The sequence below is a fragment of the Nitratireductor aquimarinus genome, from assembly GCF_017255295.1.
Taxonomy (GTDB): domain Bacteria; phylum Pseudomonadota; class Alphaproteobacteria; order Rhizobiales; family Rhizobiaceae; genus Nitratireductor; species Nitratireductor aquimarinus.
Map to the genome: position 1 here is coordinate 48,142 of NZ_JAFKDE010000005.1, position 12,818 is coordinate 60,959.

14 protein-coding genes are annotated in these 12,818 nt (G+C 62.8%); 3 read left to right on the top strand and 11 right to left on the bottom strand.

Annotation, left to right across the window (positions count from 1 at the left end):
- Nucleotides 1–73: 73 nt before the first annotated feature.
- The 11 genes from JYP46_RS09430 to JYP46_RS09480 form a co-directional block, all read right to left on the bottom strand.
- Entirely contained in the window at nt 74–847 is a 774-nt protein-coding gene (locus JYP46_RS09430; protein WP_113153393.1) for an aspartate/glutamate racemase family protein, read from the bottom strand.
- A 4-nt stretch (nt 848–851) separates the two neighbouring features.
- Nucleotides 852–2,168, bottom strand: coding sequence for a TRAP transporter large permease (locus tag JYP46_RS09435; RefSeq protein WP_113153394.1), 1,317 nt, complete (start codon nt 2,166–2,168; stop codon nt 852–854).
- Complete coding sequence (locus JYP46_RS09440) at nt 2,168–2,665, bottom strand: TRAP transporter small permease (RefSeq protein ID WP_206547972.1); 498 nt, start codon at nt 2,663–2,665, stop codon at nt 2,168–2,170. The genes JYP46_RS09435 and JYP46_RS09440 overlap by 1 nt, the downstream gene beginning before the upstream one ends.
- Before the next feature lie 119 nt (nt 2,666–2,784).
- The gene (gene dctP, locus JYP46_RS09445) at nt 2,785–3,798 is read right to left on the bottom strand and encodes a TRAP transporter substrate-binding protein DctP (protein ID WP_206547973.1); all 1,014 of its coding nucleotides are present in this window, start codon (nt 3,796–3,798) and stop codon (nt 2,785–2,787) included.
- A 72-nt stretch (nt 3,799–3,870) separates the two neighbouring features.
- Complete coding sequence (locus JYP46_RS09450; protein ID WP_113153397.1) at nt 3,871–4,854, bottom strand: 3-hydroxybutyryl-CoA dehydrogenase; 984 nt, start codon at nt 4,852–4,854, stop codon at nt 3,871–3,873.
- Nucleotides 4,854–5,930 (bottom strand): NAD/NADP-dependent octopine/nopaline dehydrogenase family protein, encoded by a 1,077-nt coding sequence (locus JYP46_RS09455; protein ID WP_206545731.1) that lies wholly within the window; start codon nt 5,928–5,930, stop codon nt 4,854–4,856. The genes JYP46_RS09450 and JYP46_RS09455 overlap by 1 nt, the downstream gene beginning before the upstream one ends.
- Nucleotides 5,931–5,989: 59 nt before the next feature.
- Nucleotides 5,990–6,430: a RidA family protein gene (locus JYP46_RS09460; protein ID WP_206547974.1), complete on the bottom strand. Its 441-nt coding sequence runs from the start codon at nt 6,428–6,430 to the stop codon at nt 5,990–5,992.
- The gene (locus tag JYP46_RS09465; RefSeq protein WP_222474053.1) at nt 6,427–6,951 is read right to left on the bottom strand and encodes a MarR family winged helix-turn-helix transcriptional regulator; all 525 of its coding nucleotides are present in this window, start codon (nt 6,949–6,951) and stop codon (nt 6,427–6,429) included. Before JYP46_RS09465 ends, JYP46_RS09460 begins: the two co-directional genes overlap by 4 nt.
- A 12-nt stretch (nt 6,952–6,963) precedes the next feature.
- A complete protein-coding gene (locus tag JYP46_RS09470; RefSeq protein WP_113153401.1) occupies nt 6,964–8,250 on the bottom strand; it encodes a TRAP transporter large permease in 1,287 nt (428 codons plus the stop codon).
- Nucleotides 8,250–8,732: a TRAP transporter small permease gene (locus JYP46_RS09475; RefSeq protein ID WP_222474034.1), complete on the bottom strand. Its 483-nt coding sequence runs from the start codon at nt 8,730–8,732 to the stop codon at nt 8,250–8,252. The genes JYP46_RS09470 and JYP46_RS09475 overlap by 1 nt, the downstream gene beginning before the upstream one ends.
- Before the next feature lie 26 nt (nt 8,733–8,758).
- The gene (locus JYP46_RS09480; protein ID WP_206545727.1) at nt 8,759–9,784 is read right to left on the bottom strand and encodes a TRAP transporter substrate-binding protein; all 1,026 of its coding nucleotides are present in this window, start codon (nt 9,782–9,784) and stop codon (nt 8,759–8,761) included.
- 207 nt (nt 9,785–9,991) lie between these two features.
- Between JYP46_RS09480 and JYP46_RS09485 the strand changes: the two genes are divergently transcribed.
- From JYP46_RS09485 to JYP46_RS09495, 3 genes are read left to right on the top strand one after another with little or no spacing between them, the layout of a single operon-like run.
- Complete coding sequence (locus tag JYP46_RS09485) at nt 9,992–10,957, top strand: PDR/VanB family oxidoreductase (RefSeq protein WP_206545726.1); 966 nt, start codon at nt 9,992–9,994, stop codon at nt 10,955–10,957.
- Nucleotides 10,958–10,993: 36 nt separating this feature from the next.
- On the top strand, nt 10,994–12,325 hold the full coding sequence (locus tag JYP46_RS09490; RefSeq protein ID WP_206547975.1) for an aromatic ring-hydroxylating dioxygenase subunit alpha: 1,332 nt from the start codon (nt 10,994–10,996) through the stop codon (nt 12,323–12,325).
- Nucleotides 12,325–12,807, top strand: coding sequence for an aromatic-ring-hydroxylating dioxygenase subunit beta (locus tag JYP46_RS09495; protein WP_206545725.1), 483 nt, complete (start codon nt 12,325–12,327; stop codon nt 12,805–12,807). Before JYP46_RS09490 ends, JYP46_RS09495 begins: the two co-directional genes overlap by 1 nt.
- The last annotated feature ends 11 nt before the right edge of the window (nt 12,808–12,818 follow it).

Consider the following 12,818-nt stretch of genomic DNA (forward strand, 5'->3'; position numbering starts at 1 on the left):
CAGTCAACAGGCCCGGAGAATTATTGCCCAAAGGCGCGAAGACGCCCTCTTATGCTTACAGACCCTTTTATGGTTACAGACCCCTGGGATGGGTCATGAACTCTTCGATGATCTCTTCCGGCGGTTTGACGAAATCCGAGGTGCGGCTGACGCCAAGGCCGGTCAGCCCCTTCAGCTTCACGGCCATTTCCGCCAGCTTCACGACAATCGGAATGCCGTTGATCACCGGCGCGCCATCCACCCGGTGCGCCTGCAATTGCGAGAACAGAAGCATGGGAATGCCGCCGCCGGGTATGAGCACGTCCACGCCCTCATCCACCAGCGGCCGGGCCTGCTCCTCAAACAGGGCGCGCACGGTTTCAAGCCGCTCATCGGAACCGAAGGCGGCAAGGATCTGCCCCGGCTCGAAATCCATGGCGTGCACACCGGTCACGCGTTCGCCGAGACCGTATTTGCCGATCTGGTGGTGAAACCAGGGAATGTAACGCCGGTTGATGGTGACGATGCCCGAGCGCTGGCCAAGCTGGCAGGCATGCAGCATGGACGCCTCCCCCATGCCCAGCACCGGAATGTCGACCACCGACCGCGCTTCATAGAGGCCGGCATCCTGAAAATGCCCGATGATGAAGGCGTCATAGCCCTCGCGCTCGGCCCGCACCGCATTGCAGATCACCTCGCGCGCGCAGCGAAACTCCACGATGGCGTGGGCGTAGCTGTCATGCGGGGTAATGCCCTTGATGTCGATCTCAGTGCCGGGGTCCACAATGGCGTCGAGATGCTTCCTCAGTTCATCCCAGTAGCCCGCGCCATTCTCGTAATCGACATAGCTTTGATACCAGATCTTCATGACGTCAGCTCCTGATGAGGCCCGGCAGCCAGAGGGCCAGCTGCGGGAAAAGCGCAAGCAGCACGACCAAAAGCAGCGTGCAGGCGATGTAGGGCAGCGCGGCCCGCGCCACCTGCCCGATGGTCGTCCCCCTCGGGCTCACGCCAACCATGACGAAGAGCAGGAGACCGAAGGGCGGCGTCGCAAGACTGAGTTCCAGCGCCAGAAGCATCACCACGCCGAACCAGATCTGGTCGAACCCATAGAGCCCCACCAGCGGCATGAAAATCGGCAGGGTCAGCATCATGATCGAGAGCTGATCCATGAACATGCCGAGAAGCAGAAGCACGAGGAACATGACCGCAAGCACCACATAGGCGTTGAGCTCGAAACTGGTGGCAAACGAGATCAGGCCCGAAGACGCGCCGGAGAAGGCGAGGATCTGCGAGAAGGTGGTCGAGCCGACGATGATCATCAGCATCATGGCCGACACTTTGAGCGTGCCGGTCAGCGAGCGCACCACGGCCTGCCAACTCAGCGTGCGATAGCACGCCGCCAGCACGACGACGGACAGCGCACCGAAGGCTGCGGATTCGGTCGGCGTCGCCCAGCCGAGCAGGATCAGCCCGACCACCGCGAACACGACGATGCCCATGGGCATGACGTCCACCAGAACCGCCCGCATGATCTCGGAAAGGCTTGCCCGTTCCGCCGCATAGCCGGGGGCGGCATCCGGATCGAGCGCGATCTGTATGCGGATCGTGGCGATGAACAGCGCCGCCAGAAGCAGCCCCGGCACCAGCCCCGCGATCAGCAGCGCACCCACATCGATGCGCGCCAGCGAACCAAGCAGCACGGCCAGCGAGGATGGCGGAATGATCATGGCCAGACCGCCGGTCGCCAGGATCGGCCCCATGATCATGTGCGGCTTGTATCCGCGCTTGATCATGTCGGGCATCAGCGTCGTGCCGAGCATCGCCGTGTTGGCCATGGACGATCCCGACAGTGTGGCGAAGATCGTGCCGCCGCCCACGGTCAGATAGGAAAGCCGCCCCTTGATGCCGCCAAAACACTTGTCGAGCGCATCGAACACGCGAATGGCAAGCCCCGTGTGGAACAGAAGCTCGCCCATGATGAGAAACAGCGGCACCGGCACCAGTGCGAAACTGGTGACGGATGTGGAGGCATTGGCGACAAGCTGGTCGATGCCGATCATGCCGCCCATGAAGATGTAGACGCCGACAATGTTGATCGCCAGAAACGCGATGGCCACCGGCATACCGAAGAACATCAGGAACAGGAGCCCCCCGATCATCAGGAGGGCGGATTCGTACCAGACCATCAGTGTGCTCCCCCGCTGCCGGTATAGGTTTCGCCGCGAAGCAGCATGCGCAGGAACTCCAGCGCCATCAGGCCGAAGCCCGTGGACAGCATGGCGTAAAGAACCCAGGAGGGAATGTTGATGGAGCGCATGTCGACCGCGCGCGACTGCACCATTTCCAGCCCCACCGCCGCCGAGCGCCAGCACAGGAGGCCAAGCGTCAGGATGGCGAGAACCAGCACGACCCGCCCCGCCAGAAGGCGCGCGCCGTCAGGCATCGCCCCCACGAAGGAGGAGATCGCCACATGCCCGTTGTTGCGCACCAGCCAGGGCGCGGCCGCCATGGTGGAGAACAGCATCACATATTCGACGATGGCGCTGGTCGACTGGAACGGCCGGAAACCGGTGTTGCGCAGCACGACATCGACAATGATGGCGGCAGAAATGAAAACGAGACTGGCTGCGCCCAGCACAGCCAGTCCGTTGATGATCCAGTTGTAGATGCGTAGCAGAAACATGGCGCGCGGCTTTTCAAAAGTGGTGCGGGGGAATGCCCTGCGGGCAACCCCGGAGCGATGTGAAACGCCTCTCCGGGATCGCCCGTCAAGGGAAGCTCAAGGCTTCCGCCGGCACGGGATCAGCGGTCGTAATACGCTTCGCGCAGTGCGTCGTAATACTCCGACCCGGAATCCTTCATGCGCTTCCAGGCGCTGTCATAGGCAAGGTCCAGGAACGTCGCCTGCGCATCGCCCTCCAGCTCGATGATCTCCATGCCGTTCTCGCGAACCGCCTTGTCGGTCTCCTCGATCACCTTCTGGAAATTGTCGTAGGACGTCTGCTCATATTCGGCAGCGGCGTCGTTCAGGATCTTCTTTGCTTCATCGCTCAGGCCATCCCATTTGGCCGGGTTCACCACCACGGCGAGATCCGTCTGGAAGAAACCCGGATCGATGCGATAGCGCAGGAACTTGTCCCAGGAGAGATCCTGAATGCCGACAATGGGCCAGCCCGAACCATCGAACGTGCTGCGCTCAAGGCCGGTATAGACATCCGGCACCGGCACGGAGACGGGAATGGCCCCCAGCGCCTCGAAGAAGGCGTTGTAGATCGGCTGCGAGCGGATGCGCTGGCCATCGAGATCGATGCCGCCATCCTCGGTCCGCTTGGGCTCGTTGATCGTGTAGATGTAGAATTTGACGCCGGTGTCGAGATGGGCCAGCAGGTTCACGCCCAGCTTCTTGGTGAACGCCTCCTGCATGATGCCGAAGCCGCCATTCTCGCGCGCCTCGGCGGCCGTGACGGTGGACGCCACCCAGGCATCTGCCTCGGGCATGGTGCCCAGATAATAGGAGGCCGGGCCATACTGCATGTCGACCACGCCACGGCGCACCGCGTCTACCTGCTGGTTCGGCGGAAACATCTCCGGCCCGCCCGCATAGTTGATCTGGATGACGCCCTTGCCGCGCTCGTTCACCAGATCGACAAAGCCCTTGAAGCTCTGCGAGAAGGCAAGCGATTGCGGGAAGGCGGAAATCGCCTTCAGCGTTTCTTCCGCACTGGCCTGCCCGGCAAAGGCAACGCTGGTCAGCGCCGCTGCAAGAAGGCCGCGTCTGATGGTCCTGGCGATCGATCTGGTCGTTGCTTGGTTCATGTCATCGTCCTCTCTGGTTTTCCGGACTTGTTCCGTCCGGTCTGGTTTCACACCCTGTTTCAGGCACCGGGCCTAAAGCACGGGTGGCCGCACGAGCCCCGCATTGTCGAGCGCCTTCAGGAAAGCCGCCATGCGGCGCTGGCGGTAAGCGTCGACGTCCACATCGGCGTAATCGAAGAAGCCGGAACCCGTCTTCAGGCCGATACGCCCTTCCTCCATGTTGCGACTGATGATGCCGGGAGCCGCATAGCGCTCATCATCGAAAGCCCCGGCGAGATAGCGGCTCGCATAGTAGAGAATGTCGCCGCCGCCCCAGTCGATGAATTCCAGAAGGCCCAGCACGCCGAAGCGCAGGCCGAACCCATAGGTAACCGCCTTGTCGACATCCTCGGCGCTCGCAACGCCTTCCTCGACGATCCGCGCCGCTTCATTCATGGCGAGCGCCTGAATGCGCGGCACGATGTAGCCGGGCGAAGCCTTGCAGACGATCGGCACCTTGCCGATGCCTTCAAGATAGGCGCGCACGAAAGCGGTGGTTTCCGCATCCGTCTCATCGGCCGGGCTGAGTTCCACCAGCGGCATCAGAAAGGCCGGGTTCAGCCAGTGCGCATTGAGAAAGCGCTCGGGCGCAGAGGTGAAGCCCGCCAGCTCCGTCGACAGCATGGTCGAGGTGGTCGAGGCCAGAATGGCGTCGCCATCGGCATGGGCGTCGAACAGCGCAAACGCATCGCGCTTGGCGTCCGTCACCTCGGGCACACCCTCGAACACGATGCGCGCGCCGGCAAGACCCGCCGCCGCCTCGCCGCGCGGCACGATGCTCACCCGGTCCATGATCTGTGGAACGGCGTCCACCCTGAATGCGCCAAGCGCGGCGATGGAGGCCAGCGCCGTGCGGATCTCGTCCAGCGCCTCATCGCGCAGTTTTGCAAAGGCGTCGGCGTCACGCTCTTTCGCATCGATCAGCCGCACCGCGTGGCCGGCATAGGCGACGCATTGCGCAATGCCCCGCCCCATGCGACCGGCGCCGATGCAGGCGATGGTCACCTCGCCCGTCATCACAGGCCCTCACGCAGCATGGTCTGCACCGCCTCGCGGCTTTCACCGGCAAGACCGATCTGCTCCATTGTGCGGCCCTCGGCGCGGAAATCACGCTCGGCCACCGCGCCGGCAATCGCCAGGAGGCCGGTCGCCACCGGACAGGGCACGCCGGCCCAGTCGCCCACCGACACCATGAAGGCGAGGCCCATGCCCACATCCTCCAGCATGTAGCGGTGCGACTTCAGGTCCAGCTTCTCATGCCAGTCGCCGGAATCCACCAGCTTGTCATGCGCGAGATTGCCGTACATCCAGTCGCTGGTCTCGTAGTGATCGGCCAGCGGAAAGTGTGGCGCGCCATAGCCCAGCGCCTCGCGGATCGCCATGCGCTCATTGTCGAGCGCGGTGTGGGTGCGGCGGATGGAAGCCTGCGTGCCCTCATTGTGAATGTCCCAGCGGTCGAAATGCTCGATGGGACCGGCATTCATGAGGATCAGCGGCGGGTGAATGATCGGGCCGGCGTTCATCAGCGCGCCCGACAGCGCATCCTCCACCGGCTCGATGGAGGCCGGGAACACCGCCGCAATGGCCTTGATCGCATGATCCGTGTGCCGCGCCGGCAGCACGCCGGTCGGCAGGCGCGAGGCCCGCGTCGTCACGCGCACTTCGAGCGGCCCCTGCTTGCGCGTCAGCCATGGCAGCGTGCCCGTCTCGGCAATCGCGATGTCGGCCTTCGAGCCCGCTTCACGAATGCGCTTCATCATCAGATAGGAACCGAACGTGCCCGGCGGCAGGTAGATCACCTGCCCGTCTTCCAGATGCGGCGCGAGGCGGGTGGCGATGTCCTCCTGCGCGAAGGCCGGCGTCGGCGCGACGATCAGCTCCGCGCCTTTCAGCGCCGCAGCGAGATCGTCGGTCGGCACGACCGCGATCTTCCGACTGCCCTCGTGGTCGGTGAGGGTGATGCCGCCTGCCTCCTCGACATCGGCGAAACTTGCCCGGTCGCGCCGCCACCAGCGAACCTCATGGCCCGCCTCGGCGAAATCCGCCGCAGCCGCGTATGACCCGTTGCCTCCACCCAGAACAGCTACTTTCATGTCTGCACTCTCCTCCTTGCCCGCACACAGTCACGGGCATTTATGTCACTCACATTGGTTCAACCCCGGGGCAAAACCGCCGTCGCCTCGATTTCCACGACCGCCTCCGGCTCCACCAGACGCGTCACCTCCACCGTGGCCATGGCCGGGAAACAGCGGCCGAACACATCGCGATAGGCTCTCCCCAGCCCTTTCGGATCGGCCAGATAGTCCTCGACACTCGTCACGTACCAGGTGAGGCGCGTCAGATGTTCCGGCCCTGCGCCCGCCGCTTCGAGCACGTCGCGGATGTTGCGAAACGTCTGGTGCGCCTGGGCGACGAACCCTTCCGGGAAGCGGCCCTCGCGATCCCAGCCGACCAGCCCGCCCGTGTAGATGATGCCGCCATCGGTCATCACGGCATTGGCGTAGCCCTTCGGCTGCGGCCAGCCTTCCGGGCACACCGCTTCATGCAGGAGCCGCGGCTCGTCGGGTTTCGGGGTTTTCTCCAGATCGCTCATGTCGGTCTCGTCTCCAGTTTCACGGGCTCGCGAACCGGCGCAGGCGTGATGCCGCTGCCGGCGCGATAAAGCGCGTGAACATGCTTGAGGGCGTTCTTCAGAAGCGCTGCTTCGCCGGGGCGCAGCCGCGCGATGATCTCTTCTTCATGCGCCTGCGCTTCATCAACGAGGCGTGCGCCAAGCGCGCGGCCTGCAGCAGTAAGGAACACGCGCACACGACGCCGGTCGCGCTCGTCACTCCGGCGTTTCACCAGTCCTTTCGACGCCATGTGATCGATGATCTTGGTCAGATGCGACTGTTCCATCAGCGCAAGCTGGGCGAGCTGCGTCACCATCTGACCGTCCTCATCGCTCAGGCAGGCGAGGATGCGCCATTCCGGCACGCGCAGCCCCTGCTCGCGCACATGGGCATGAAAGTCCGTGCTGGCCGCATCGCTGGCGGCAGCGAGCAGATAGAGCAGGTAGTCGCCGACAAACCCGGCATTGCGGTCGATCTCGATTCTGTCTTCGTCTTTCGCCATCATCTCTTCCGGTCACATGGAATTGGGTATCAGAAGCGCCATCGCCGGCAGCGCGATCAGAAGCGCGAGCCGCAACACATCCATGGCCACGAAAGGCAGGATGCCGGCGAAGATGCGCTCCAGCGGAATGTCGGGGGCCACCGTGCGCATGACGAAAACATTCATGCCGATGGGCGGCGTGATGAAGCTCAGCTCGGTCGCGATCACCACGAAGATGCCGAACCAGATCGGATCGAAGCCAAGGCCCGTCACGATCGGGAACAGGATCGGCACGGTCAGCGTGATCATCGAGATGCTCTCGAGCAGGCAGCCCAGCACCAGATAGATCAGCACGATCATGAAGATGACCTGGTACGGGCCGGCACCAAGCGCATTGATCCATGTGCGCAGGTCGCCCGTCAGGCCGGAGAAATTCACATAGTTCAGGAAATAGAGCGCCCCGAACAGAATGAAGAACATCACCGCCGTCGTCTTCGCCGTGTCGAACAGCGTGGACAGCGTGGCGCGCAGGGTCAGCCGACCGCGCATGAAGGTCAGAAGGAACGCACCGCCCGCGCCCATGCCAGCCGCCTCGGTGGCGGTGAAGACACCCATATAAATGCCGCCCAGAACGAACACGAACAGCGCCAGCGCCCAGACCACGCCACGCAGCGCCCGCACACGGTCGATCAGCGGCAGTTTGGGCTGCGTCTCCAGATGTTCGCGATAGACGACGAGCGACAGGCGCACGGCGATGATGTAGCCGATAACGCCGATCAGCCCCGGCAGAAGGCCGGCCAGAAACAGCTTGCCGATGTTCTGCTGTGTCAGGATGCCATAGATGACGAGAATGACCGATGGTGGAATGAGAATGCCGAGCGTTCCGCCCGCCGCAATGGACGAAGCGGCCAGCCGGTCGGAATAGCCATATTTGCGCATGGCCGGCAGCGAGATGCGCGCCATGGTCGCCGTGGTGGCGAGCGACGAGCCGCATACCGACGAAAACCCGCCGCAGGCGACGATGGTGGCCATGGCGAGCCCGCCCTTGCGGTGACGCAGCCAGGCATTCGCCGCCGCATAAAGATCGCCGGCCACGCCGGATTGCACCACGAGATTGCCCATCAGCAGGAACAGCGGCACGACCGAAAGCGTATAGCTGCGGCCGCTGTCGAAGAAGACCTGCCCGAGCATGGCCAGCGCCGGGTGCCAGCCAACGATGGACACGACACCGACAAGCCCCACGGCCGTCATGGCGAAGGCGATGGGCACGCCGGCAAAGATCAGCGCCAGAAGCAGCGCCATTCCGATTGGCCAGGCCATTACACGCCCCCGCCATCGCTTTTGGGCAGTCTGAGCACCGCCATGACAAAGGTGATGATGGCGCTGATGCCGGCAATCACCGCCGTCGCCTTGGCGAACGGCCCGAGCGGCGTACGCAGGTAGACCGTCACCTCGTTATAGCTTTCAAGCTGGGCTCCGTGCTTCCACAGCTGCCAGGAAACGAGCCCCAGAACCACGGAAACCAGAAGCCGACCAAGGTTGAGCTGCACCTTCGCAGCCATGCCCTTGAGGCTCGCCGTAAGCAGATCGACGCTGATATGCCCGTCATCCAGACACACGGCCGGCAATCCCATGAACACAATCGCCATAAGCAGGATTTCGGTGTATTCGGCTGCGCCCGGAAGCGGCGACGAGAGGAGATAGCGGCCAATCACATCGGCCACCGTCACCAGTGTCAGCGCAACCAGAAACGCTCCGCAGAGCACGGCGGTCGCAAGTCGTAACCACCGCCGAGCCCGCATTGCGATCCGCTCGGAGGGGGCGGCCATTATTCAGCCGCCACCGCTTTGATTTCGTCCTTGAGCTTGCCCAGCACCACGTCGAAGTCGAGCGCCTTGGCCTCATAGGCCTTGGCGAGTTCGTCGAACATCGGCCCGGTCTTCTCACGCAGTTCGGTGAGTTCGTCCTCGGTGGCGTCATGGAACTCGACGGTCGACTGGATGACCTCCATGCCCGCCGCGTCGGCCGCGTCCCAGGCCTGACCGGCCATGCGCGAGAACGCCTCGCCGGAAACCTTCTCGATGGCCGCCTTGTCTTCATCCGACAGGCTGTCGAACTTCGCCTTGTTCATCACGAAGAAGAACGAGACATTGTAAAGCCCACCGGGAACCCTCAGCGCCTTGTCGACCAGAGATTCCAGCTTGAAGAAGGGCACGGATTCAACGGGGAAGAAGATGCCGTCGGCGATGCCGCCCGACAGGATTTCATAAGACTGTGGCGACGGGGCCTGGATCGACACCATGTCCATCGCTTCGGCAAGCTTGTTGGTGATATTGCCCGCAACGCGGATCTTCGCGCCCGACAGGTCCGACAGCGGCGAAACCGGCTTGCCCTTGGTGAACAGAAGCCCCGGCCCGTGCCCGAACACGCCCAGCACCTTGGTGCCGCGATGCTCATCGGCCTGCGCCAGATCGCTTTCGTACACCCGCCAGAAGGCAACCGAGAGGCTCTCGGACGTATCGGCCAGGAACGGCATTTCGGCGATTTCCGTCAGGGTGAAGCGGCCCGGCGTATAACCATGCACGCCGAATGTCAGGTCCACCGCGCCATTGGCAGCCAGATCGAAATGCGCCGGCGGCGGCCCGAGCGGCGCGTCGAGGATCTGCACTTCGATCCGTCCGTCACTCGCCTCTTTCAGCTGTTCCGCCCAGGGAACCATCATGTCCTTGACGATGGGGTGAGACGGCGGCAGCCAGTTGGACATGCGCAGAACCGTCTCCTGCGCCATGGCGCTCAGGCTCATGGCAGCCGAGAAAATAGATGCAGATACAAGCGTTTTAAAAATGCGCGTCATCGTTTTCCTCCCGTGACGGCCTCCTCCAACTACGAAGGCTTCCACAAGTTTCAACGCGCTTCAAGCTTAAAAAGATGAAATTTCACTTTTTGAGGCTTGAAGCTTGACAGGCAAAAATATGCGAATTCATATTATTCAGACACTGCGGATGACAGCTCGCCTGCCGATGAGCTGATGGAGGCGCCGCAGAGGGAGGAGATATCGGCGATGAGCGAACTGAAGCTCAGGGTGCGCGCCAGCGAGGCGCTGACCCCGAACATCCGCACACTCGAACTGGAGGCCGCGGACGGCTCGGCCCTGCCCGGCTTTTCCGCCGGTGCGCATATCCGCGTCGTCCTGCCCGATGGCAGCGACCGGCACTATTCGCTCGTTAACGCCGACACCGATCCCGGCGCCACCGACGCGCCCGATCATTACCGTCTCGGCGTGCGCCTCGAAGAGGACAGCAAGGGCGGCTCCCGCTTCATGCATGGGCTGAAAGCAGGCGACATCATCGAAACGTCAGCCCCGCGCAACGACTTCGCGCTGGTCGACGCGGAAGCCCCGGTGCTTCTCATCGCCGGCGGCATCGGCGTCACGCCGCTCATCTCCATGGCCGCCGAACGCAAGGCGAAAGACCGCCCCTTCTCGTTTCACTATGCCGGCCGGTCGCGCACGCTTCTGGCCTTCGTCGACGCGCTTGAGGCCATCGAGACCACCGCACTCACCATTCATTGTGACGACGAGCCCGAGACCTGCATCGACCTGAAGGCGTTGATCGGCAAGGCCCCGGCCGAAGGCCACATCTATGTGTGCGGCCCGCGCGGCATGATCGAGGCAGTGCGCGAAATCGCCCATGCCCGCGGCATCGCGAAAGACCATGTGCACTTCGAACTCTTCGAGGCCCATGAAGCCGAAGCGGGCGACAAATCCTTCGAGGTCGAGATCAGCTCCACGGGACAGGTCTTCACCATCCCGCCGGGCAAGTCCATCATCGAGGTGCTCGAGGAAGAAGGCGTCGACCTGATCTATGATTGCCAGCGCGGCGATTGCGGCATCTGCCAGACCAGCGTTCTGTCCGGCATTCCCGACCACCGCGACGTCATCCTCACCGATGACGAACGCGCAGCAAACGACGTCATGCAGATCTGCGTGTCACGCGCAAAATCCGACCGGCTCGTCCTCGACCTGTAGGAGGCAGGGCGGCGGCCAGCAAGGGAGTAGCAAGCCATGAGCCGTTACGCGAACAACCCGCAAGCCATCAGCAACCTGATCCGGCCAACGGAAGTCCACCGCGACGTTTACATCGATCAGGAAGTGTTCGAGCTGGAGATGAAACATCTCTTCGCCAACACCTGGGTCTTTGTCGGCCACGAAAGCCAGACGCCCAACAAGGGCGACTACTTCACCACCGAGATCGGCACGAAGCCGGTCATCATGGTGCGCCACTCCGACAACGAGATCTACGTCCTGCACAATCGCTGCCCGCACAAGGGCACGAAGATCGCCATCGACCGTTCGGGCAACACCGGCAAGTTCTTCCGCTGCCCCTATCACGCCTGGTCGTTCAAGACGAATGGCTGCCTGCTCGCGATCCCGCTGCGCAAAGGCTACAAGGATACCGGCCTCGAAGAGAGCGAATCCGTGCACGGCCTCGCCTCTGTCGGCGCGGTGAAAAACTATCGCGGCTTCATCTTCGCCCGCCTCAATGCGGAAGGGCCGGACTTCGAGAGCTTCTTCGGCGAGGCGCTGAGTTCCTTCGACAACATGGTCGACCGCTCGCCCGAGGGCCGTCTGGAAGTGGCCGGTCCGCCGCTGCGCTACATGCATCGCTGCAACTGGAAAATGCTGGTCGAGAACCAGACCGACACCTGCCATCCCATGGTCGCGCATGAAAGCTCCGCCGGCACGGCCATCGATCTGTGGGAGAAGATGGACAAGCCCGAGGGCACGCAAAAGCCCATGGCCATGGAAGTGATCGCCCCCTTCATGAGCCCCTATGAGTTCTTCGAGAACATGGGCATCCGCACCTGGCCGAACGGCCACGGCCACACCGGCGTGCATCACTCGATCCACTCCGACTATTCGGCCATCCCCGGTTATTACGAGCAGATGGTCGAGGCCTATGGCGAGGAGCGCGCAAAGGCCATCCTCGGCGAGAACCGGCACAACACGGTCTATTTCCCCAACATCATGATCAAGGGGCCGATCCAGCAATTGCGGCTGTTCACCCCGATCGCCGCCGACAAAACCCTGGTCGAAAGCTACATTTACCGGCTGGTGGGCGCGCCCGACATGCTTCTGGAGCGCACCGCCATGTACAACCGCATGATCAACGCACCCACGTCCATGGTCGGCCATGACGATCTGGAAATGTATGAGCGCGCGCAGGAAGGCCTGCACTCCGATGGCCTCGAATGGGTCAACGTCCAGCGCCTTTATCAGGAAGGCGAGAATTTCGACGAGATCGCCGTCGAGAACGGCACCACGGAACGGCAGATGCGCAACCAGTTCCACGCGTGGGAAAAATACATGACGATGACGATGGAAGGAGACGCGTGATGAAGGCCCCCACCCGCGATGACCTGATCGATTTCGTCTATGAAGAAGCCCGCATGCTGGACGATGGCCGGTTCGACGAGTGGCTCGATCTGTGGACCCATGACAGCTTCTACTGGATGCCGCTCGACTACAATCAGCAGGACGAGAAACACGTTACCTCGCTGCTGCATGAAGACGCCTTCATGCGCAAGCTGCGCGTCGAGCGCTTCAAGGGCGAGCGCACCTTTTCGCAGAAGCCGAAGACCCGCTGCCACCACGTTCTGAACCGCCCCTTCATCGACCTCATGGACGAGGAGAAAGGCGAATACGCGACCCACACCGCGTTTCACTATGTGGAGACGCGGCTCGACGACCAGATCCTGCTCGCCGCCACCGCGCGCCACGAGCTGAAGCTCATCGACGGCAGGCTGAAGATCACCCACAAGCGCGTCGATCTGCTCAATTCCGACGCCGCCTTCGGCAATATCCAGATGTTCCTTTAAAGGCGCAGCAG